The organism is Rhabdobacter roseus, from assembly GCF_014202275.1.
In the GTDB taxonomy this organism is placed as follows: domain Bacteria; phylum Bacteroidota; class Bacteroidia; order Cytophagales; family Spirosomataceae; genus Rhabdobacter; species Rhabdobacter roseus.
Genome location: NZ_JACHGF010000001.1, coordinates 978,767 through 1,001,062, shown reverse-complemented (window position 1 = coordinate 1,001,062; position 22,296 = coordinate 978,767). Strand labels below are relative to the sequence as shown.

Genomic DNA, 22,296 nt, shown 5'->3' with positions numbered 1-22,296 from the left:
CTTATGCCTAGTTTTGTCGCTGAATATGCAGATCTTCAATACTGAATGTGTATATCCTCATTTTTGAAACTAATTTATTCGCATAAGTGAAAATACTAGGCATCTCTGCTTTTTACCACGACTCCGCCGCGGCTCTGATCGACAATGGAGAAATTGTGGCGGCCGCCCAAGAGGAGCGATTTACCCGCAAGAAACACGATCCGGGCTTTCCATCCAACGCCGTCAAATTTTGCCTCGAATACGGTGGCGTATCGCTCAATCAGCTCGATGCCATTGTTTTTTATGATAAACCGCTCCTGAAGTTTGAGCGCCTCCTGGAAACCTACTACGCCTTTGCGCCAAAGGGAATCCGCTCGTTTATTACGGCCATGCCGGTCTGGATCAAGGAAAAAATGTTTCTGAAACGGCTCATCAACGAAGAGTTAGTGAAGCTGGGCTACGATAAGAAAAAACCCGTTAAGCTGCTTTTTCCTGAGCATCACCTCTCGCACGCGGCCAGCGCTTACTACCCGTCGGCTTACGAGAAAGCCGCCATCCTGACCATCGATGGCGTGGGTGAGTGGGCTACGGCTTCCATTTGTTTGGGTGAAGGCAAAAATATTTCGATTCTGAAAGAGCTCCGCTTCCCCCACTCCCTGGGGCTGTTGTATTCGGCGTTTACCTACTTTCTGGGGTTTCGGGTCAACTCGGGCGAATACAAGCTCATGGGCTTGGCTCCCTACGGAAATCCTACCTCACCCGACGTAGATCGCTACGTGGACATCATGCTCAAAGAACTGATCGAGCTCAAGGAAGACGGTTCGGTGTGGCTCAACCAGGAGTACTTCGACTACGCCACGGGCCTGAAAATGGTCAATGAGCACAAATGGGAAGCTCTGTTTGGTTTTAAGAAGCGCAATCCGGAAGATACCCTCGAGCAGGAACATTGTAACCTGGGCCTGGCTATTCAGCGGGTTACGGAAGAAGCCGTGGTACGCATGGCCAAAGAGGCCAAACGCCTCACGGGTGCCGACTACCTGTGCATGGCGGGTGGGGTAGCGCTCAACTGCGTAGCGAATGGCAAGCTCCAGAAAGAAAATATTTTTAAGGAAGTATTCATACAGCCCGCCGCGGGTGATGCCGGTGGTGCGCTTGGTGCCGCGCAAGCCGCTTACCATATTTACTTTGGGCAGGAGCGTACCATTACGTGGCAGTCTGATGCCATGCACGGCTCCTACCTGGGGCCTACCTTCTCGGACCTGGAAGTAGAGCTGACAGCCAAGAAGTACCAGGCCGTATATACTTACTACGCCGATTTTAAGGACCTTTGTAAAGACACCGCCCGCCTGCTGGACGCCGGAAATGTGGTGGGCTGGGTACAAGGGCGGATGGAATTTGGCCCGCGCGCCCTGGGTGGACGGAGTATCCTGGGCGACCCCCGAAACTCGGAGATGCAAAAGAAACTGAACCTCAAGATCAAGTACCGGGAGTCGTTCCGACCCTTTGCACCCTCGGTGCTGGCCGAGGATTGCGCCGAGTACTTCGACTACGGTGGCATCTCGCCCTACATGTTGCTGGTGCATCCCGTTGCCGAAAGCCGCCGGAAAGCGTTGCCCGCTGGCTACGACTCCCTGGACCTGCGCGAAAAGCTGTACTTCCTGCGCTCGGATTTGCCTTCCATTACGCACATCGACTACTCGGCGCGTATTCAGACGGTCCATAAGGAAACCAACCCGCGCTACTGGGAGCTCATCAACGCCTTCAAGGACCTGACGGGCTACGGCGTGGTGGTCAATACCAGCTTCAACGTGCGCGGCGAACCGATCGTCTCTACCCCCAACGACGCCTACCGATGCTTCATGCGTACCGAAATGGACTACTTGGTGGTGGGCAACTATATTTTTGACAAACGTCAACAGCCCGAGTGGCAGGAGAAAGACAACTGGCAGGAAGAATTTGTATTGGATTAATGAATATGCACCTCTCACCTGCCTGGTAGCAGAAATACACACAGCATATACCTCTTTATGATTGAATGGCTTCTAAAATTGTAACCAGCCTGATTCGACTAGTTCTGTTGGGCGTATTGTTTATCTTCCTGTTTTACCCCGATCGTTTTCAGCTGGTATTTGAGTATCCTGGTGCTCCACAGAGCGACAGCCTCCACGTCCGCCTGACCAAGACGGTTTTCTGGCTGCTGCTGCTTATCGAGATCTTGCGTATATTTTATTATGGTGTAGTGAAAAGCAAAGCCAAAGGCCTCCTGGCCAATACCGTTACGTTGCTCACGCCCCTGATCCTAGTACTTGTTTTTCTGGAGATTGTCTTCATGTACATTCCCCAGAGCCACGAAGGGGTACTTTCCAAGGCATCGCAGATCTGGTGGGCAAAATACTGGAAGCCCGTTAACAGCCTGGGCTACCGCGACAAGGAGGTATCCAAGAATGACTCCGCTAAAACCGAAGTACTGGTGATCGGCGATTCGTTTGCGGCCGGGCACGGCCTCAAGAATCTGGAAGAGCGGTTCTCGGACCAGCTGGAACAAAAACTAGGTACCGATCAGTACGTTGTTTATAACCTGGGCGTGTCGGGCTCCGACACCCGCGACGAAGCCGAGCGGCTCAAAAAGTACCCCGTCAAGCCGGATGTCATCGTGCTTCAGTACTTCCCCAACGACGTAGAAAAAGTAGGACGCGAGCACGGACTGTCCCTTTCCGGCGCGGAGCCCTACGCCGACCTGAAAGGCCCGCTGGCTACCTTCGTCAAGCGCTTTTACTTACCAAACTTTATTTACTGGCAACTACCTCACGCGTCTTTTAGTACCTTTGAGGAATTTGTAAATAAAGCCTATACCGATACGACGGTACTTAACGCTCATTTACGGGATATGTCCCAGATGCTGGCCTATCGGGATAGCACCGGTGCCAAGATGTACGCCGTATTTGTACCCTTTTTATTTCAATTAGAGAAAAGCGCCCACTATACCAAGCCCGTAGAAGAGTACCTGCGCTCCCGGGGCGTCACGGTGATTACCCTGACCGACGGGATCAATAAGATACCTGAGAAAGAGCGCGTAGTGGGTAAGAACGACGGCCATGCTGGCGTAGCGGTCAATGCCTTGATGGCCGATAAGGTATACGAAGCCATGCGCCGCGGCAAGGAATGATGAACGAAGACAAGGGACGAAAGTCTACTTAGCTTTAAAGAAAAGAGTGATTGTCAACCAGCATTTATAATTTTAAAAAAACGAATTCAGTATGGATTTTTTGAAAGATTTATTCTCGTTTATGAGGGAGCGTAAGAAATGGTGGCTTGCTCCCGTGATTCTGGTACTGCTACTCATTGGGGTACTTATTGTCATTGGTGGTGGCTCGGCAGTAGCTCCGTTTATTTACACTTTGTTCTAAAAAAATAGGAAGTACCTGTTGAACAAGAATTATTCAACAGGTACTTCCTATCTACAATCACCTATTCCTGAAGTACTATACTTATGAACGAAGCAGATAAGGCCAAAGCCCAGCTAGTGATCGTAACTGGCATGGTGGTTCTTTACTTTATTTTCAAATCGCCGTACTTTCTTTACGTAGGCGGGGCCGTAGGGGTACTTAGCATCGCCATCCCGGCCGTGGGCGACCTCATCGTAAAGGGTTGGTATAAAATAGCCGAAGTACTGGGAGCCATCAACGGGCGCATCCTGCTGTCGGTGATTTTTTTCGTCATTCTTTTTCCCATTGCCTTACTGTCAAGGATAGGCAAGAAGAACCCCATGGGCCTAAAGCGCGCGAGCGAAAAGTCCGTTTTCATGGAGCGCAACCACCTCTATTCTGCCAAAGATCTGGAAAACCTCTGGTAACTTTATACTAGTCAGGCTGGCCTCTCTGGCCAGCCTGACTAGTGTAAAGTATTACTTCACCAGTATAATCTTCCTCGTTTCTACCCGGTCTTCCTGGTATAGCTGTAGCAAGTACATACCCGCCGCTTGGTTAATTAGGGGTAGTTTCTCCTGGTGACGCCCGGCTCCTTCAATCTCCTTCTTGTATACTTGCCTTCCGCGCACATCGCTCACGTGTAGCACAGCCTTTTGGCCCGCCTCCACATAAAAGGAGGCTTCAAATTCTCCCCCTCCGGGGTTGGGCGACACGACCAGCTCGCGCGCTTCCGCCAGGGTACTTCCCTCTGTCCCGATTCGCGCGGCCGGAGAATCGCCCATCACAAGGCTCTGTATAAGTTCAGATTCCGTACCCAGAGCAGTATCGCCTTCCATGGAAAGCCGGGCGTTTGTTCCGCCACCTCCTGCAGGTGCTACCTTCACCATCACGGCAGCGTTTTGGCTGCTTTGGCCCGCTTTGCTGGCTGTCACTACGTACGAGTAGGTACCTGGGTTCGTCGGTGCCGTTATTAAGCGGGTAGCGCCCATTCCGGAAATACCATTCCCCATCCAGATGTAATTAATGCCCGTACAATTACCCGAGCAAGTAACCGCCAGCGTGACCGACGCCCCCGGCGTGGTATTGATCAGCGCCGGATTGGCACTGATGCTAAAGCCCGTTGGTACCACGCAAGTAGGCTGAGTAAGAATGTCTTCGTTGACATATACATTGATGGATTTACTACCTGAATTTGAAAGTGCTAGCCATTGGTTATATACGGTAGTCGGATGTCCGGATGTAAAGCTAGCGTTAGGAAGCAACAGATCGGTTACTTTATAAGTAACGGACGTACTGCCGTCAAAAGGCACCATGGCTGCAGTTCCACCTCCAATTATCCAATTATTGGCTAGACTGGTTAGCGACTGAGTAAGATTTAAAACATCAACACCCCGGCTCATAACGACTGCATATAAATCGCCCCTACGCTGAAATAAGTGATTGCCATGCTCTAATACCACGGCATTGGAGCTGGATAGTGTTTCATTCATGATCAACTTATTGGGAAAGTTGCTCCTGATCAAATCAGTGGTAAAACGCGTATTGTAATGTACATCGTCGTTGATTTTAATCCCGTCGGTGTTAGCCCCTAAATCTTTAAAGGCAAGAGTAACACGCTGATTACGGCTCATGGGATCAAATACGCTGCCATAATCTAATATAACCTTATACGTGCTATTTACACTCTTAATTGCTGCGATCATCTGCTGATAGTAGGCCTTCATCCGCTGGTGCTTGTATAAGTACCAATCGTTGCCTTGGGTTCCACTGTGGGTGGTGGGAGGCTCGATCTGACTGAAAGTAGTGTATTGGGTTTGCCAGCAGGCATTGAACTGCGAAATATTGTTCAAATAACGTTGCTGAAGCCAGCTCCGAAATCCATTTTTTGTTGAGTTACTGTAGTCGGATAGTTCATTATTGATAGGATATCCAGCTTCTTGGTGTCCCGTAGAAGTAAGACTGATAAAAACGCATTTCCCTTGCTGCTGAAGGTAATTGTATCGCTGAGCTACTTTCTGAACAAAATCGTTAGCCCGGTTAATGGTCGTTTGCGATGCATTGAAGGACATCTGCTGGTAAAAATACCCAGTTCCTGTTACGCCCCCATTTCGATCCCTCATCGACTCCGCGCCACTATTCCACAAACCGTTCATTTGAGAAGGATAGGCTCCCAGCCAGATACGAATAGCCACCTTTGTGTTGAGTTGAATGGCACGGTCAATCAAGGCATCGTAAAAGGCCCATTTGTACGTCGAGGGATTGTTAGGGTCGGAGGCTTTTCCTACCACTACATCCCAGCGAATGGTTAAATACACCGAATTGCAGCCGGCCGCTACGGAAGTATTGATTACATCCAATCCATTTTGCAAATCAGACGGACCATCATCCAGATTGAGCAGCATAGCGGCCAGGTAGCGTTCCGGGTTGGACGATTGCGCCCAGGCAGAATGAAAGGTACTTAGTAGAATGGTGACAAAAAACAGAATTCGTAAAACGTTTTTCATACGCGTTGAGAGAAGAATTGAGGGTGAAAATTTATTATTTAATATAGACGCAAGGAACTAGTTCTATCGCCAGCGATATTACCAGGCTACAACTAGTTAGTCCTTGTGAAATATTCAAGAAAAAAATTTCTAATCAGCCGGCCGTTAGGGGCTTGTGGAGTCAGTGTGTGCAGCAGTATGGGTGTGTGTAGCGGAAGTAATTCTTAACTGCAGCAAGTAAAAATTTGAAGCAAAAATAATGCCATAAAGTGACATATCATCACTTTATGGCATTATTTTTTCAGAGGCTTTATACGCTGTAAGCAAGTGTAGCTAATTAACTCACTTACAAGCTACTTAATCTAAAAGATTAATAGATATAGCAGCAGTGGAAGTCCGTATGAACTACCGGTCTCTCAAGGTTTTCGTTTCTTCCGGCATTCGCGCTCGTAAAGTAGCTGCAGGATACCGTCCTTAAGGCCCACATCGGGTACATGTATCACCTCTGCTCCCGCCCAGCGCATGGCCGACAGGTAGATGTCACCCGCCGGAATAATGACGTCGGCGCGGTCGGGGTTGAGTTGCAGCTTGTTGATGCGCTCTTCCTGCGAGAAGGTACCTACGTAGGCGTGGGTACGGGCTATTTCTTCAATCCGGGAGGAGCTGCTCGTAAGCTTAGACGATAAGTCAAACAGCTTGTTGATGTTTCCTCCGGTTCCTACGGCCTGGATGGGTAGTTGGTGGTCAACGTTCTCCCGAATCCACTCCTGAAGCTTCTGCCAGGCATTTTTGGACTCCTTCCCTTCCAACAGCCTTACTGAGCCTAGTTTAAAAGATTTGGAGTTTATTTTAACGCGATCCTGGTACAAATTCAGCTCAGTACTGCCGCCACCTACGTCTATGTGCAGGTACTGCCCTGTCCCCAGCGACTGCAACACCACATTGTTGACTAGCTCGGCTTCCCGCTGGCCGTCGATAATCTGGATGCGTATGCCCGTCCGGGATTCGATGCGGTCGCGTACTTCGTGGCCGTTGTCGGCTTCCCGCATGGCGGAGGTAGCGCAGGCCATGAAGTCAGTTACTTCGTGTAGCTCCATGAGGAGCTGGTAGGCCAGCATCAGTTTCATCATGCGGTCTTCGCTGTAAGGTGATATACGCCCTTCGTTGAAGACATCGTGGCCCAGCCGGAGCGGAAAACGCACGTACTCGACCTTCTTAAAACCAACTTTACCTTCGTCGTGAAGTACCGACGATATTTGCATTCTGGCCCCGTTGGAGCCTATATCAATGGCCGCGAATTTCAAAATACTGCAAGTAAAAGCCTGGGAAGAAAAGCCCAAAAATAGGCTTTTCTTCCCAGGCTTTCAATACTTTTTTTGGACGACACGGGGTTAGATCTTATTCCCCCCAAATTCGTACAGGAGCTTTACCCGCAGCCCCAGTGAAGAGCGGTCATTCAGAAAAGGGAACGTGCGTATTTGTGTATTGAGGTAGGAATCAACCTGCACTACGATGGGAGCCCATCGTTTTTCTACCCCCGCCGACACCAGCACGTTATTGAGCGCGGGCATGGGTTCCTTGAAGCGTCGTTGCTGCTCGGCGTATTCCTGGGTAGGCTGGCGGTAATCGAAGGTCAGGTTTTGCCGGGCCTGTAGGTTGATGGCAGTACCGAGCCCGGTAAAAAAGGAAAAATCGTTGCCCATGTCGCCGCGGTAAGTGACGTTCAGAGGTACCTGCAGGAGCGTGGCGCGGGTGTTGATGTTGAAGATCTCGAAGGTAGACGGCAGCGCTACGGCGTGGGCTTTTCGAAAATCCATAAACATCTGGTCTCGGAAGACTTTCTCCGTAAAGAATTTCTTTTGCTCTAGTTTTTGCCAGCTCACCCCGGTATTTATGCCAAAGTGCTTACCCACAAGTACCTCCGCAAAGAGGCTGGTGGCCCGATAGCGGTCTTCCCACTGCTGGCCTCCGCCCACCCGCAGGGGTACTTTCAGATTAAAGAACGGAAGGAGTCTTTTTCCCTTCTTGCTGCTGGCCAGTTGTTGGGTACTTTCTGGCTGCGTAGGCAAGGACTGGCTCGGTACCTTCACATGGGCCGACGCCCTGGGTTGCCGTTTCCGAAAGGCCCGGTCCAGGTCGGTGCTGGAAGCTAGCAGTTCCGGCTGGTACGCAAGCTCTTCCAGGTCGATCAGGGCCTGCCGCTGCGCGGGAGATACCTGCCCGCTGTCGGTTATTTCTGCTCCCGAAACGGGCGGCGGGCCCGTGGTCAAAGCATCAGCCTCAGGGGTACTTTGGGCTACAAGTACCTCCGCCGAGGGCAGCGCGCCTTCGGCAAGATACTTCTGAGCCGGATTTTGGCGGTAAGAAGTACCTACCGACGGCTGGTACACCAGCTGTTTTTCGACGATATAAACGGTGTCGGGCTTGGGTGGAGGCGTGGCGGCCAGACTTTGCTGCTGGCTAACCTGCTCCCTGAGCGTGGCCAACTCCTGCCGCAGAGCGTCGTTTTGGCTACGTTGATGGAGGAATACCCCCGCCAGCGCGCCGACGATCAGCAACGAGGCCGCGTAGCCCACCCAGCTCCCGTAAGACTGCCAGAAGGTAGGCGGCGTGTGCGCTTGCATGTGCTGCTGCATACGCTCCCAGTCCTGCTCCTGAAAGCGCGGCTCAATGCTTTCTAGCTTGCGGCGTAAAGTATCTTCAAAGTGGTTAGTTTTCATTTTGTCCATAAGGCTGTGTACCCCAACTCTTCGAAAAAAGCTCGGGATAATGCTGGGTAACCAAGTGCTGTAACCGGGCTCGGGCCCGCACAAAATGCGAGCGCACCGTAGCCTCGTTCAGATGGAGCATGTCGGCAATTTCCCGGTGATTGTATCCATCCACTACGTACATCAAAAACACCGTGCGGTAGATGGGCCGAATCTGCTGCACCAACTCCAGAATCTCATCGGCGGTTATTTTGTCTAATATATTTTCTTCAAAGCGTGGATAGGGCGCATCTTCAAGAGATACCGTATCATGCAGGTACTTTTTACTTTTTCGGTAGTAGCTGATGGCGGTATTGATCAGGATTGTCCGCAGCCAGGCCTTGAAGGGCTGGTTAATATCGTAGCGCTCCAGGTTTTGAAAAACTTTCAGGAACCCCTCGTTCAGTACCTCCTCGGCTTCTTCGGTCGAGGACGAATACCGCAGACAAATACTTTTGGCGTAGCCAAAGTACTGCTTAAAAAGCGTACGCTGAGCCTGGCTGTTACCAGCCAAACAGGCTTTGACGACACTCTCAAAGTCCTTTTCCGAAAAAGAGGATTGTCTCTGGAACAGCAATGTAAAGTACTAGTTATGCATAGACCTGATCTTTCTATTGTACTCATACGCCGCCGGGGCAGGTACTGTGGCACGTACTTGCAAAAAAAACGAAAGATTGCGAAGTATGGGAACAGTCACCTCAGTAACTACCTCATTATTAACATTTTTTATGAAACATCTTTTTTCGAAACAACGCAAGTACCCCCGCCGCCAGGTACCTACACCGTGAGCTCCGTGGAGGTTTTTATTTCGCCCATCACAAAGAGGCTATGCGCGCTGCCGATGTTTTCCAGTGAGCCGAGCTTCTGCATCAGAAACTCCTGGTACTCGGGCATGTCATTCACCACGATCTTGAGCAGGAAGTCGTAGTCGCCCGAGATGTTGAAGCACTCAAGTACCTCCGGGATAGCCCGGATGGCCTCCACAAAGCGCTCTCCCATAGCCCGGGAGTGTTCTTTGAGCGCAATGTTACAAAACACCATCAGCTTCCGGCCAATCTTGTCGCGGTCTACCAGGGCCACGTACTTTTTGATAATCCCTTCTTTTTCCAGCCTCCGCACCCGCTCATAAACGGGTGTGTAGGAGAGGTTTAGCATGGAGGAAAGCTCCCGGGTTTTGAGCGTGGCATCCTGCTGCAGGTAGCGCAGAATGGCCCGGTCGGTGTCGTCTAGGGTATGCATAGATATTCTATCTTTTATATCTTTTCAACATAGAAAAATTAGTCTGGAAGGTACTTTAAGGTACCTAAATTTAGATGTTTTATCTAAATATTTTTCACAAATAGAATAAATAGTCTTTTGAATTAAATTTGCACAGGAATGTTTTAGTTTGGCATAAAGTACCTAGTCCAGAAAAAGTACCCAACTACCTAACATGGCCTCAAATACAGAAATTATAAAAGCGCAAAGCATATCCCTATGGTAACGACTCCCCCCACCGACATCCGCGAGATCCTGAAACACCGCATTCTGGTACTTGATGGCGCTATGGGTACGATGATCCAGCGCTATAAGCTGGAAGACGAAGACTACCGGGGCGAGCGCTTCAAAGACTGGCCTCAGGATATAAAGGGCAACAACGACCTGCTTTCGATCACGCGACCCGATATTATCAAGGAAATTCACGCGGCCTACTTTGAGGCCGGGGCCGACATAGCCGAGACGAATACCTTTTCGGGTACCTGGATCGCCATGGCCGACTACGGCATGGAAAAATTGGTTTATGAGCTGAACTATGAATCAGCAAAGCTGGCCCGCGAAGTAGCCGATGCCTTTACAGCGCGCGAGCCCCACAAGCCGCGCTTCGTCTCCGGCTCGATGGGCCCGACCAACCGGCTGGCGTCTATCTCGCCCGACCTGAACAATCCCGGCTACCGCGCGATCACCTTCGACCAGTTGGTGGAAGCTTTCTACGAGCAGGTACATGGCCTGGTAGACGGTGGCGTAGACCTGCTACTCATCGAGACCATTACTGATACGCTCAACGCGAAGGCCGCTCTCTTTGCCATTGATAAATTCTTTGAAGATGCCCGCAATGGCAACGTAACGCCGCTACCCTCGTGGAAATGGGTGGACGGCCGCCCGCTGCCCATCATGGTGTCGGGTACCATTACCGATGCTTCGGGCCGCACCCTCTCGGGCCAAACCACGGAGGCCTTCCTGACGTCGGTATCGCACCTGCCGCTGCTGTCGGTGGGGCTCAACTGCGCCCTGGGGGCCGACCTCATGCGCCCCTATGTGCAGACGCTGGCCAACGAGTCGCCCTTTTTTACGTCGGCGCACCCCAACGCGGGCCTGCCCAACGAAATGGGCGAGTACGACGAAACGCCCGAGCAAATGGGCGCGGTCATCGACGGCTTTTTAAAGGATAACCTGGTGAATATCATCGGAGGATGCTGCGGTACCACGCCCGGCCACATTCGGGTCATTGCGGAGCTCGCCGCCAAGTACCCCCCACGCCCGCTGCCGCAATTCGAGAAAAACATGAAGCTCTCGGGCCTGGAGCCCGTGAAGATCACGCCGCTTACCAACTTCGTCAACATCGGGGAGCGCTGCAACGTGACGGGTTCCAAGAAATTTGCCCGGTTGATCCGTGAAAACAAGTACGACGAGGCCCTGAGCGTAGCGCGCGAGCAGGTCGAAAACGGCGCGCAAGTACTGGACGTCAACCTAGACGAAGGCATGATCGACGGGGCCGAAGCCATGAAAACCTTCCTGAACCTCATTGCCGCCGAGCCGGATATTTCGCGGGTACCCATCATGATCGACTCCTCCAAGTGGGAGGTTATTGAGGCGGGGCTGAAGTGTGTGCAGGGCAAGGCCATTGTGAACTCCATTTCGCTCAAAGAAGGCGAGGAGAAATTCAAGGAATACGCCCGGACCGTGCAGCGGTACGGCGCGGCTACGGTGGTGATGGCCTTTGACGAAAACGGCCAGGCCGACAACTACGAACGGCGCGTCGAGATCTGCGGACGGGCCTATAAGATCCTGGTGGAAGAGGTAGGTTTCCCACCCGAAGATATCATTTTTGACCCCAACATCCTGACCGTCGCGACGGGCATCGAAGAGCACAATAACTACGCCGTGGACTTCCTGAACGCCACGCGCTGGATCAAGGAAAACCTACCCTACGCCAAGGTGTCGGGCGGGGTGTCCAACGTGTCGTTCAGCTTCCGGGGCAATGAGCCTATTCGCGAAGCCATTCACACGGCTTTCCTCTACCACGCCATCAAGGCCGGGCTGGATATGGGGATCGTCAACGCCGGGCAAATCGGCATCTACGACGAAATTCCGAAAGCGGAGCTGGAGCTCGTTGAAGACGTACTACTCAACCGCCGTCCCGACGCCACGGAGCGACTGGTGACCTTTGCCGAAACCATCAAGGACAAGGGCAAAGTTCAGTCCGGGCCGGATTTGTCGTGGCGCCAGCTCCCCGTGCAGCAACGGATCACGCATTCGCTCGTGAAGGGTCTCTCGGACTACATCGACGAGGACGTAGAAGAATGCCGCCACCTGTTCGACCGGCCGCTGGAGGTGATCGAAGGCCCGCTCATGGACGGAATGAACGTGGTAGGTGACTTGTTTGGAGAAGGAAAAATGTTTCTGCCGCAGGTAGTGAAGTCGGCACGGGTGATGAAAAAAGCCGTAGCTTACCTCCAGCCATACATCGAAGCCGACAAGCGCGGTGACGCCAAACCGGTGGGAAAAATACTGCTGGCTACGGTGAAAGGCGACGTGCACGACATCGGTAAAAACATCGTGGGCGTGGTGCTGGGCTGCAACAGCTACGAGATCATCGACCTGGGTGTGATGGTACCTACGGACAAAATCCTGGCGGCCGCCCGCGAACATAACGTGGACATCATTGGTCTGTCCGGCCTCATCACGCCCTCACTGGACGAAATGGTGGGCGTTGCCAAAGAGATGGAGCGCCAGGGCTTCAAAGTACCTCTGCTGATTGGGGGCGCTACCACCTCGCGCATTCACACGGCCGTCAAGATAGACCCGCATTACTCCGGGCCGGTGATTCACGTGCTGGACGCCTCGCGCTCGGTACCGGTGGCGGGTCGGCTCACCCAGAGTGATAAAAGCCAAACCGAAGTACTTGGTGAAATCAAGGCCGAGTACGCCCGCCTGCGCGACGAGCACGCCAAGCGGAAATCCGACAAAGGCCACACGCCGCTACCCGCCGCCCGGACCAACAAAGCGAACATAGACTGGACCAACTACCTGCCGCCCAGGCCGCAGTTCTTGGGTACCAGGGTACTTGAGAATTATGATCTGGCCGAAATCGCCAAGTACATCGACTGGACACCTTTCTTTCAGACCTGGCAGCTCCACGGTAAGTACCCCGCCATTTTCGAAGACGCCGTGGTGGGGCAGGAAGCGCAGAAACTCTACGAAGACGCGGCCGTGCTGCTGGGCGAGATCATTCGCGACAAATCGCTGCAAGCCAAGGCTATTCTGGGCTTCTGGCCCGCCAACAGCATGGAGGACGATATTTTGCTGCACGACTTTGTGGAAGAAAGCCGCGAAGTACCCTGCGAGCGCCACGGTTCGCACATGCACATTGAGTACAAGATCAGCCGCCGCTCGGAGGCGCAGGCCTCAGGTACCTCGGTGCTCAACGGCGGTGAACTAGTGACCGATACCCTTACCGTGCTGCGCCACCTGCGCCAGCAAAGCCAGAAGGCCGCGGGCCTGCCCAACTACTGCCTCTCGGACTTCATAGCACCCCTGGAAAGCGGCCATACCGACTATCTCGGTGGCTTTGCCGTCACGGCCGGGATTGGCATCGAAGCCCTGCTGGATAAGTACGAGCGCGACCACGACGACTACAACAGCATCATGGTGAAGTCCCTGGCCGACCGCCTGGCCGAAGCCTTTGCCGAGCTGCTGCACGAGCGCGTACGGAAGGAATTCTGGGGCTACGCCGCCGACGAAACGCTGGACAACGAAGCGCTCATCAAAGAAAAGTACCGGGGCATCCGGCCCGCACCGGGCTATCCGGCCTGCCCCGACCATACCGAGAAGCGCGCCTTGTTTGACCTGCTGGGGGCCGAAAGCCAGGGCATTACGCTCACCGAGAGCTACGCCATGTACCCCGCCAGCAGCGTCAGCGGCTGGTACTTTGCCCATCCCGACAGCCGGTACTTTCCCGTGGGCAAAATCCAGAAAGACCAGGTGGAAGACTACGCCCGCCGCAAAGGCATGAGCCTCGAAGATACCGAGCGCTGGCTGGCCCCGTTGCTGGGGTACTGATTTTTGTAAAGAGATTTCAGAGGTACTTTGTAAAACCAAACCCTTTCGGGCCGGTTTTGCAAAGTACCTTTTTTACAATTGAATCTGTCGAGTCAATGAGCTTGGCACGGCCAAAGTACCCCACACTCCGGATCTAATTCTTTCAAGGATGGCTCTCTTATTTTTCAAGGGCTACGGTCTGCCGGTGCTGTTTGGCATACTCAGAGGGAGAAAGTATATATAGCTCCTGAAAGATCTTTCGAAAGTACTTGGGGTCATTAAATCCTACCATGCTGGCTACCTCCGCTATTCGTAAGTGCGTGGTCGCCAGAAGCTGTGCTGCTTGCTTCAGGCGGATGTCGCGGATGAATTCAACCACCGACTGCCCGGTAATGGCTTTGATCTGCCGGTAGAACGCAGACTGGCTCATGCCCATTTCCCGCACCAGAGTCGGGATGGCAAAATCGGAATTCCCCAAATTAGACTCTACAATGTGCATGGCCTTTTCCAGCAACTGCCTTTCTTCGTCTGGGATAACCATTTCCGTAGGCTGAAGCAGAATCTGGCGTTGATAGTACTCTTTTAGCCGGAAGCGGTTTTGGAGCATCACGGCGATTTTGGTGTATAAAAGTCGGGGATTAAAAGGCTTCGCCATGTACTCATCAGCGCCGGTTTCCAGACCCTCGAGTTCGTGCGTGGCCGCGGTTCGGGCGGTCAGCAGTATGACGGGAATGTGCCCGGTTTTGGGGTGCTGTTTAATTTTCCGACAAAGCTCCAGCCCGTTGCTGCGGGGCATCATGATGTCACTAATCATCAGGTCAGGCAGTAAGTCAAGGGCTTTTTCCCAACCGTCGAGCCCATCCACCGCCAGGAAGACTTCAAAGGTGGGAGAAATCAGCTGCTGTATGTACTGCCGGAGCTCATCGTTGTCTTCCACCAGCAGAATCCGTGCCGAACGTACCTTCTCTTCCATGGCGTCCATCAAGTTGGGCGTCTCGGCTGTGGCAGCATGGGCAGGCAGGTCGGTGGTGACCACGGATGGAGTCGGTTCTTCCCGAATATGTTCGGGCGTCAGATGGTCTTTCCCGAAGGGCAATCGTACCGTAAACGTAGTACCTACCCCCCGTTCACTCTGGACCGACACCTGGCCCGAGTGAGCCTCCACAAACTGCTTTACCAACGACAGCCCGACGCCAGTACCCATAATGCGCAGGGTACCCGTATGAGAAGCCTGGTAGTAGGGGTCAAAGATTTTATCCATCTCTTCCGCTTCCATGCCTACCCCTCCGTCGCTTACGGCTAGTTGCAGATAATTACCCTGCAAAGTACCTCCCTCAAACATGGCGGGTTCCAGGGGAGAGCCCACCGACTCCACCCGTATCCGGATCTTACCTCCCGCCGGTGTGTACTTGAAGGCATTGGAAAGTAGATTCGTCAGCACGATTTCCAGTTTATGGCGGTCGAAGTACAGGGGAATCGCCTCGTTAGGTACCTTCATGGCATAATCCAGGCCCAGCTCTTCGGCTTTCAGCTTGAAGATCAGGTAGATTTCGGTTAAAAAAGTGATGACGTTTTCCTGGCTGGCCCGGAGGGTTACAAAACCCGTTTCTACCTTTCGGAATTCGAGCAGTTGATTCACCAGATCCAACAGCTTTCGCGTTTGCTGATGCATCAGCAGCATTTTTCCTTTGATGTTCTGCAACGCATTTCCCTCCGCCATAGCCAGCTCTTCCATAGGGCCCAGAATCAAGGTGAGCGGGGTACGTAGTTCGTGCGATATATTGGTAAAGAACTGCAATTTGGTATCGGTCATTTCTTTCTCCTTCTCTACCTTATATTGCTCCAGCGCCAGCTTGTTTTTCAGCTCCTGCTGGCCCATTTCGTACCGATGATACAGGTACAAGGCCCCTCCGATGAGTGCGGTGTACAGCAGGTAGGCCCACCAGGTTTTCCACCAGGGGGGTAGAATGGTGAAGTGCAAGGTAGCCGGTTCAGTAGACCATACGCCGTCGTCGTTGCTGGCCTTGACGTGAAAGGTGTAGTCGCCCGCGGGCAGGTTGGCAAAAGTAGCCATCCGGCGGTCCGGGGTAGTTTGCACCCATTGGTCATTGTATCCCTCCAGCCGATAGGCATACTGCTGCTTTTGCGGGTTGGCGTAGTTCAACCCTACAAATTCAACGGTGAAGTCATTTTCCGACGCTTTCAGCTTAATGGTTTGGGACGCCGATAGGGGTTCAGGCAGCAGCACCCGACCGCTGAGGGTATCCCCAACGCCGACGGGCTCATTCAGAACGCGCAACCCGGTAATTTGTACCAGCGGTGGAAAGGGATTTTTAAGTACAGCCCGCGGTTGAAAAAAGGTGATGCCATTGGTGCCCCCGAAGTACATGGTCCCGTCGGTGGCCCGGTAGGCAGCCCCTACCTTGAAGGCGTTGCTTTGTAGCCCATCCGAAACGTCGTACTGGTGCAGCTGCTTGGTGGTTGGGTTGAATTGATACAGACCCGAACCGCCGATCCAGAGATGGCCGGACTCATCCATAAGCAGACTTTCTATGTCTGTTTCAGGTACCCATTGGCTGTAGCGCTCAACTACCTCCTGGCCATTGGCCTGCGGAACAAGCCGGTGCAGCCCGCCCCCAATCGTCCCGATCCACAAAGTACCCTGCTTATCCTGCAGCAGCGGCCAGGTATAGTTGGTGCGTAGGCTGGCCGGATTATTAGGCTCGTGTTTGAACTGTCGGAGCAGCCGCAGCCCCTGCTCCTGAATCTGTAGCTTAAGTACCCCGGCGTCGCGCGTGCTGGCCCACAGAATGTCTCGGTCCGGCTCGGCGTACAGCATCGTAAACTGCTGGGTAGGTGAAGCATTGTTTTGCCGGTCGAACGTATACAGGTACTTCCCCTGCCGGTTGAACGCATGAATGCCCAGGTTGAAAGTCGCGACCCAAATGGTCCCGTTTCGATCTTCGACAATGCTCTCGATGCTCGCGGCTTCCCAGCCGGGTACGCCTGGTTGGTTGGGTAGCCTCTGTAAAGCCGAGGGGCTTTGCCCAGATAGGGTGTACAGCCCACTGTAACGGGTCCCGATCCACAAGGTACCTTCTTTTGCCTGATAAACGGCCGATACATCCACGCCATTGACGGTTCCGGACAAAGTCTGGCTGAGGTAGTTTTGGTAGGTACCCCCGCTAAAATCATAGCTGGCAAAACCATTACGGGTACCCCACCAGAGCCGGTTGGCCTTCTCATCTTTATAAATAGCGTTAATGTAATTATCGGCAACGGTGGTTTGGCCCACCATGTGCCGACGCAGTAGACCAAACGGCTTGGCTCGCAGTTTTAGTTGATTGAGCCCGCCCGCCGAGGTAGCAAACCACAGGTTATGAAACCGATCTTCCAGAATATCGTGTACCCGCACCGAGTTGATACTGCCCGGATCGGTATCCTGAGGCAGAAAGGTACGGACCGGCTGCTCACGTACGGGAGCTCCCGTGCTCGTAGAAACTCCGGCCTCCATCAGCAGCAGCCCGTAGTTGGTGCTGATCCAGAGCCGATCAAAGGAATCCAGAAAAAGCTTTTCAATGCCCGCAAAGGATCGTGGTAAGGCTTGAGGCCGGATGGCAGGGCCCGCCCTGAGTTCTTGGGCTCCCACCCAGGAAATCTGCCCGTCCGAACCAACCCACAGATCGCCCCGTTTGTCGAAGTGCAAGGCTCGGACATTGGTGGCCGTATACGACGCCACCCTGGTAGCCTGGCGCGCAGTAGGGTTTGTTTTCCAGTGCCGGGCGTTAAAAACCCACAAACCATACCCTAAGGTACCTATCCAGATTCTATCCTGACCGTCGGGGGTCAGTCGGTTGATGGTAGGCTCGTTATGGGGAGGCGTTGCCAGCCGTATTTGGTCCATGCTGCGCAGCGCCCCGCGCGCATCAGTTTGTAGCGCAAACAGGCCGTCGTGTTGCGAGCTAACCCAAAGCCTATGCTGGCTGTCGGTACAGAGGGCGTGCACATTGGTATGGGATAAATGATCTACCAAAGTGGGAAAGCGAGTAGCGCCCGCCAGCTCCCGAATGCCCGCAAATTGATCCTTGGTGGCGTCGTAATAATATAGCCCGGCCCGTTCTACCCCTACCCACAACCGGCCATTCGGGTCCACGTGCAGGGCCCGGACCCGGTTGCTGTTAATCCCCTCCTGATCGTTCAGCGGCAAATTGTATTTTTTGAGGGAATAGCCATCGTACCGAACTACCCCTTTATTGGTACCTACCCAGATGAATCCCGCTTGATCCTGAGCCACACACAAGGCATCGCTATGGGGAAGTCCTTGGTTAACGGTGATGTGCTCGAACCGGAACTGATTGAATTCGGCCTGGGCAAAACCCGTTACGGACACCAAACAGGTACCTAGAAGGAAAATAATATGCTGAATGACCCACTTCATGATTAAGGACAAATGTACCCTTTTTTAACCAAGGCCCGCCCCTCTGCTCGCCCCTGGGTTTTGATGCTACTCTCGTTTGTACTTATTAAATCGTACAGCGCTTTATAACGCTTTGAAAACTAAAAAAGAGGTTACAGCGTCTGCAAATTTTCGGGAAATAAGCCCCTCGTTCGTTCTATTGCGCTTTCTGATGGATAATGAGCGCAGGTAATTTTACGTTGTAACCATAAAACACATTCATTTTTCAGGTCTTCGCTTTCAGGCTACGTTTCTTCGTTTGCTCCTACTGATCTTGCTCCGCCTCAAAGTACCCCTCCCAAAATCACCGACGCCCGCGGAGCCAGGTACCGGCGGCTAGTCACGTTCCGGATCAGGCCGGGCAGGGGCTGTTTCGTACCGGATCATTACTTCTGCGAAAGTACCTTGAGCCTTGCTGTTCCCAAATGGTCAAAATTGTAACGCTTTAGTACCTAACGCCGAAAATCCCCCCCTTTTTTGCCGAAAAATACCCCCATCGCACAAATAGTACTTTATTATTTTTGCACTATTCAAACATAGACTTTGCTTTTTAATGGCACGTATCAAATCAGTTTTTCTATATAACCAAAACAATACCTACTCAATCTATGGACATTAAACGGCTACTTTTTCAGTCACATCAGGAGACTACCTCCATACGATGGGCGGGGTTGCTCCTGCTTGTCTTTTGCTGGCTCTCCTCACCCGTGTCTTTTGGACAGCAAACCGGGCTAACCGTTACCGGACAGGTAACCGATGAGAAGGGCGAAACGTTGCCCGGCGTAAACATTATCCTGAAAGGTACCTTGGAAGGTACCTCCACCAATGCAACCGGAGCCTATACCATGCAAGTACCCAACGAGCAGGCGGTGCTGGTGTTTTCGTACGTAGGCTATGAAAGTAAGGAAAGCGTGGTAGGTACCCAACGAACCCTCAATGTGACGCTCTCGGAAGACAATAAAACCCTGAACGAAGTAGTGGTGGTGGGGTACAGCACCATGCAAAAGAAGGATCTGACGGGGTCCATCGTTCAGATTCGCCCCGACCGGATTGCCGACCAAAACCCTAACACCACGCAGGATATTCTGCGGGGTACCCCCGGCGTGACGGTAGGCTTCGACCCCTCGGCCAAGGGAGGTGGGTCCATCCAGATCCGCGGCCAGCGCTCCGTGTATACGGCGGGTGGGCACAACGACCCCCTCATCATTCTAGATGGGATGATCTTCTACGGAGAATTATCCGAGATTAACCCCGATGACATCAGTCAGATTGATGTGCTGAAAGATGCTTCCGCGGCCGCCGTTTACGGAGCGAAGTCCGCCAACGGGGTACTTATTATCTCCACCAAAAAAGGCCAGGTAGGCAAACCCAAGATCAACTTTACGACCAACGTGGCCGCGGTGACGATGGGTTCCAACCGGAATGTATTTGATCCCGAAGGGTACATGCAGTACCGCCAGGACTGGTACACGGCCCCTACCTACGGCCTAAATGCGGCTACCGGCCAGTACGAAGCCTATCGGTCCAGCTTTGCGAACCAGCGCGGCTACTACCACCAACCCACCGAGGCGAACCTGTCCCAATACGGCCTTACGCTCGATCAGTGGCGGGGCTTCACGGCGGCCTCAAACGGCAATGCCTCCGACCAGGAGATTTGGGCCAAGCGCCTGCTGATGCAAGGTACCGCGTTAACGAACTACCTGAACGGGCAATCTTTCGACTGGTACAAACACAGCTTCCGCACCGGAGTGAACCAGGATTATAACGTAAGCGTATCCGGAGCTTCCGACAACATCAACTACTACTTGTCGTTTGGGTACCTGGCTAACCAGGGCGTGGCCAAAGGGAACGATTACAGCGCCATCCGCTCCAACATGAAGGTGGAGGGGCAAATTACCAAATGGCTGTCTCTGGGAGCCAACGTGAACTTCCAGCAACGCACCGACGGCGACCTGGCGGTGGATTGGGGCACGCAGATTACCCGGAATGCGCCCTTCGCCAGCTACAAAGACGCTGACGGAAATCTGCTGGTACATCCCATGGGCGACAACATGGTCAATAACTTTGGGTACAACTATGACTTCAACCGGCAGTACTTGGCCTTGGATAAAGGATTTACCGTGTTTAATACCATCCTGACTTCCAAAGTAAAGCTACCGTTTGATATTACGTATTCGTTTAATTTTTCGCCCCGCTACCAGTTCTTTCACGACCGCTACTGGGAGTCGGCCAGCCACCCCGACTGGCGGGGTACCAATGGACTCGTCAATCGTGAGCAAACCCAGCGCCTGGACTGGTCGCTTAACAATACCCTGCACTGGGACTATGCCTTTGGCACGAAGCACCGGGTGAATGTGACCCTGGTGCAGGAAGCCGAGATGCGACAGTCCTGGCTGGACCGCATCCAGGCCCGGAACATCATGCCCAGCGATGCGTTGGGGTACCACGAAACCTACTATGGCGACAAAAACCGGAGTAGTTTCGACTCGGACGACGTAAAAGAAACGGCCGACGGAATGCTGGCTCGCTTCTTCTATTCCTACGACGACCGCTACCTGATCACGACCTCGGTTCGTCGCGACGGGTACTCCGCCTTTGGAAGCTCCAACCCACGCGCCACGTTCTTTTCGGCAGCCGTGGCCTGGACCTTCACCAACGAGACGTTTTTTGACTGGGGACCGCTGAGTACCGGTAAGCTTCGGTTGTCGTGGGGCCAAAATGGGAACCGCTCCCTGGCCGACCCCTACCTGGCGCTGGCCAACCTGGGAGCGGGCGTAGGAGCCACCATGGGGTACCTGGATGCCAGCGGGAACCTTATCCAATACCGCTACCTGACCGTGGGCCGCTTGGCTAACCCGAATCTGTCGTGGGAAAAAACCCAGGCCTTTAACGTTGGGTTGGATTTTGGGCTGCTAAAAAACCGCATCTCCGGTACGGTAGACTACTACATTACGCCCACGATTGATATGATCATGAACCGGTCTCTGCCGGGCTTTACCGGATTTGGCAGTATTACCACCAACCTGGGTAAAGTAGAAAACCGGGGCTTTGAGGTCAGCCTGAACTCGGAAAACCTACGGCGCGGCTCATTTACCTGGAACTCGGTTTTTGGGTTCTCAAAATACAAAAACACCATCAAGCACCTGTACTATGTGTACGACGAGGTACGGGACAGCCAGGGCAACGTAACAGGTACCAAAGAAAGGGATGATATCGCCAACGGATGGTTCATCGGGCAGCCCGTCAGTGCCATCTGGAACTACCGGGTAACGGGTATCTGGCAGGCGAACGAAGCGGAAGAAGCGGCCAAGTATGGGCAGCGCCCCGGCGACCCCAAAGTAGCTAACAACTATACCGCCGACGATCGGCTCAGTGCCGATGGCACCAACCGTACGCCCGTTTACAACGACCAGGACAAAGAGTTTTTGGGACAAACGGCCCCTCCAGTGATGTGGTCGTTGCGGAATGATTTTAAATACAAGAACCTGAGTTTCTCCTTCAACATGTATTCGTACATGGGCCACAAGAGTCTGGGTACTGCCTACCTGAACCAGGACAACGGTACCTCGCTGGTAACCAACCTGGCAAACGCCTATGCCAAAGAATACTGGACGCTGGAAAACCCCTCCAACGAGGTGGCTCGTCTGGATGCCAAAGGGCCCGCGGGGGTGAATTCGCCCGGTATGCTGTACAACCGCTCGTTTGTCCGCCTGGAAAACGTGACGGTAGGATACACGCTTCCCCGCCAAGTGCTCTCCCAGTGGGGCATAGACAATCTACGGCTTTACAGCTCGATTCGTAACGTGGCCGTTTGGAAACAAGATAGAAACTGGGACTACTGGGACATCGAAACGGGAGGATTGGCCCCCAGAATTTATACCCTTGGACTAAACGTATCTTTTTAA

At 53.1% G+C, this 22,296-nt stretch carries 12 protein-coding genes; 6 read left to right on the top strand and 6 right to left on the bottom strand.

Annotated elements, in window-relative coordinates; genetic code table 11:
• The first annotated feature begins 86 nt into the window (after positions 1-86).
• The 4 genes from HNQ92_RS04185 to HNQ92_RS04170 all read left to right on the top strand — a co-directional run bounded on the left by HNQ92_RS04185 (position 87) and on the right by HNQ92_RS04170 (position 3,832).
• Positions 87-1,949: a carbamoyltransferase N-terminal domain-containing protein gene (locus tag HNQ92_RS04185; protein WP_184171350.1), complete on the top strand. Its 1,863-nt coding sequence runs from the start codon at positions 87-89 to the stop codon at positions 1,947-1,949.
• 65 nt (positions 1,950-2,014) lie between these two features.
• Positions 2,015-3,145 carry an SGNH/GDSL hydrolase family protein gene (locus HNQ92_RS04180; protein ID WP_184171348.1) on the top strand — a complete coding sequence of 377 codons (1,131 nt, stop codon included), beginning with the start codon at positions 2,015-2,017 and terminating at the stop codon, positions 3,143-3,145.
• Positions 3,146-3,236: 91 nt separating this feature from the next.
• Entirely contained in the window at positions 3,237-3,386 is a 150-nt protein-coding gene (locus HNQ92_RS04175) for a DUF5989 family protein (protein WP_184171346.1), read from the top strand.
• An 83-nt stretch (positions 3,387-3,469) separates the two neighbouring features.
• On the top strand, positions 3,470-3,832 hold the full coding sequence (locus tag HNQ92_RS04170; protein WP_184171344.1) for an SxtJ family membrane protein: 363 nt from the start codon (positions 3,470-3,472) through the stop codon (positions 3,830-3,832).
• A gap of 51 nt (positions 3,833-3,883) precedes the next feature.
• Here HNQ92_RS04170 and HNQ92_RS04165 read toward each other — a convergent pair whose 3' ends face one another.
• The 5 genes from HNQ92_RS04165 to HNQ92_RS04145 all read right to left on the bottom strand — a co-directional run bounded on the left by HNQ92_RS04165 (position 3,884) and on the right by HNQ92_RS04145 (position 9,876).
• Positions 3,884-5,911 carry a beta-galactosidase gene (locus HNQ92_RS04165; RefSeq protein ID WP_184171342.1) on the bottom strand — a complete coding sequence of 676 codons (2,028 nt, stop codon included), beginning with the start codon at positions 5,909-5,911 and terminating at the stop codon, positions 3,884-3,886.
• A 395-nt stretch (positions 5,912-6,306) separates the two neighbouring features.
• Complete coding sequence (locus HNQ92_RS04160) at positions 6,307-7,194, bottom strand: Ppx/GppA phosphatase family protein (RefSeq protein ID WP_184171339.1); 888 nt, start codon at positions 7,192-7,194, stop codon at positions 6,307-6,309.
• Positions 7,195-7,281: 87 nt separating this feature from the next.
• Positions 7,282-8,610 (bottom strand): hypothetical protein, encoded by a 1,329-nt coding sequence (locus HNQ92_RS04155; RefSeq protein ID WP_184171336.1) that lies wholly within the window; start codon positions 8,608-8,610, stop codon positions 7,282-7,284.
• Positions 8,600-9,214 carry an RNA polymerase sigma factor gene (locus HNQ92_RS04150; RefSeq protein ID WP_184171333.1) on the bottom strand — a complete coding sequence of 205 codons (615 nt, stop codon included), beginning with the start codon at positions 9,212-9,214 and terminating at the stop codon, positions 8,600-8,602. Before HNQ92_RS04150 ends, HNQ92_RS04155 begins: the two co-directional genes overlap by 11 nt.
• Before the next feature lie 200 nt (positions 9,215-9,414).
• Entirely contained in the window at positions 9,415-9,876 is a 462-nt protein-coding gene (locus HNQ92_RS04145; protein ID WP_184171330.1) for an Lrp/AsnC family transcriptional regulator, read from the bottom strand.
• Positions 9,877-10,113: 237 nt separating this feature from the next.
• Between HNQ92_RS04145 and metH the strand changes: the two genes are divergently transcribed.
• A complete protein-coding gene (gene metH / locus HNQ92_RS04140) occupies positions 10,114-13,956 on the top strand; it encodes a methionine synthase (RefSeq protein ID WP_184171327.1) in 3,843 nt (1,280 codons plus the stop codon).
• 157 nt (positions 13,957-14,113) lie between these two features.
• On the opposite strand, the gene HNQ92_RS04135 is transcribed toward metH, so the two are convergent.
• The gene (locus HNQ92_RS04135) at positions 14,114-18,373 is read right to left on the bottom strand and encodes a hybrid sensor histidine kinase/response regulator transcription factor (protein ID WP_184171324.1); all 4,260 of its coding nucleotides are present in this window, start codon (positions 18,371-18,373) and stop codon (positions 14,114-14,116) included.
• A gap of 626 nt (positions 18,374-18,999) precedes the next feature.
• Between HNQ92_RS04135 and HNQ92_RS04130 the strand changes: the two genes are divergently transcribed.
• Positions 19,000-22,296 carry a SusC/RagA family TonB-linked outer membrane protein gene (locus HNQ92_RS04130; protein WP_184171321.1) on the top strand — a complete coding sequence of 1,099 codons (3,297 nt, stop codon included), beginning with the start codon at positions 19,000-19,002 and terminating at the stop codon, positions 22,294-22,296.

Coding starts and splice junctions, on each gene's coding strand:
- HNQ92_RS04165 (WP_184171342.1), bottom strand. CDS start 5,911: ATGAAAAACGTTTTACGAATTCTGTTTTTTGTCACCATTCTACTAAGT.
- metH (WP_184171327.1), top strand. CDS start 10,114: ATGGTAACGACTCCCCCCACCGACATCCGCGAGATCCTGAAACACCGC.
- HNQ92_RS04130 (WP_184171321.1), top strand. CDS start 19,000: ATGGACATTAAACGGCTACTTTTTCAGTCACATCAGGAGACTACCTCC.
- HNQ92_RS04175 (WP_184171346.1), top strand. CDS start 3,237: ATGGATTTTTTGAAAGATTTATTCTCGTTTATGAGGGAGCGTAAGAAA.
- HNQ92_RS04145 (WP_184171330.1), bottom strand. CDS start 9,876: ATGCATACCCTAGACGACACCGACCGGGCCATTCTGCGCTACCTGCAG.
- HNQ92_RS04180 (WP_184171348.1), top strand. CDS start 2,015: ATGGCTTCTAAAATTGTAACCAGCCTGATTCGACTAGTTCTGTTGGGC.
- HNQ92_RS04170 (WP_184171344.1), top strand. CDS start 3,470: ATGAACGAAGCAGATAAGGCCAAAGCCCAGCTAGTGATCGTAACTGGC.
- HNQ92_RS04155 (WP_184171336.1), bottom strand. CDS start 8,610: ATGAAAACTAACCACTTTGAAGATACTTTACGCCGCAAGCTAGAAAGC.
- HNQ92_RS04135 (WP_184171324.1), bottom strand. CDS start 18,373: ATGAAGTGGGTCATTCAGCATATTATTTTCCTTCTAGGTACCTGTTTG.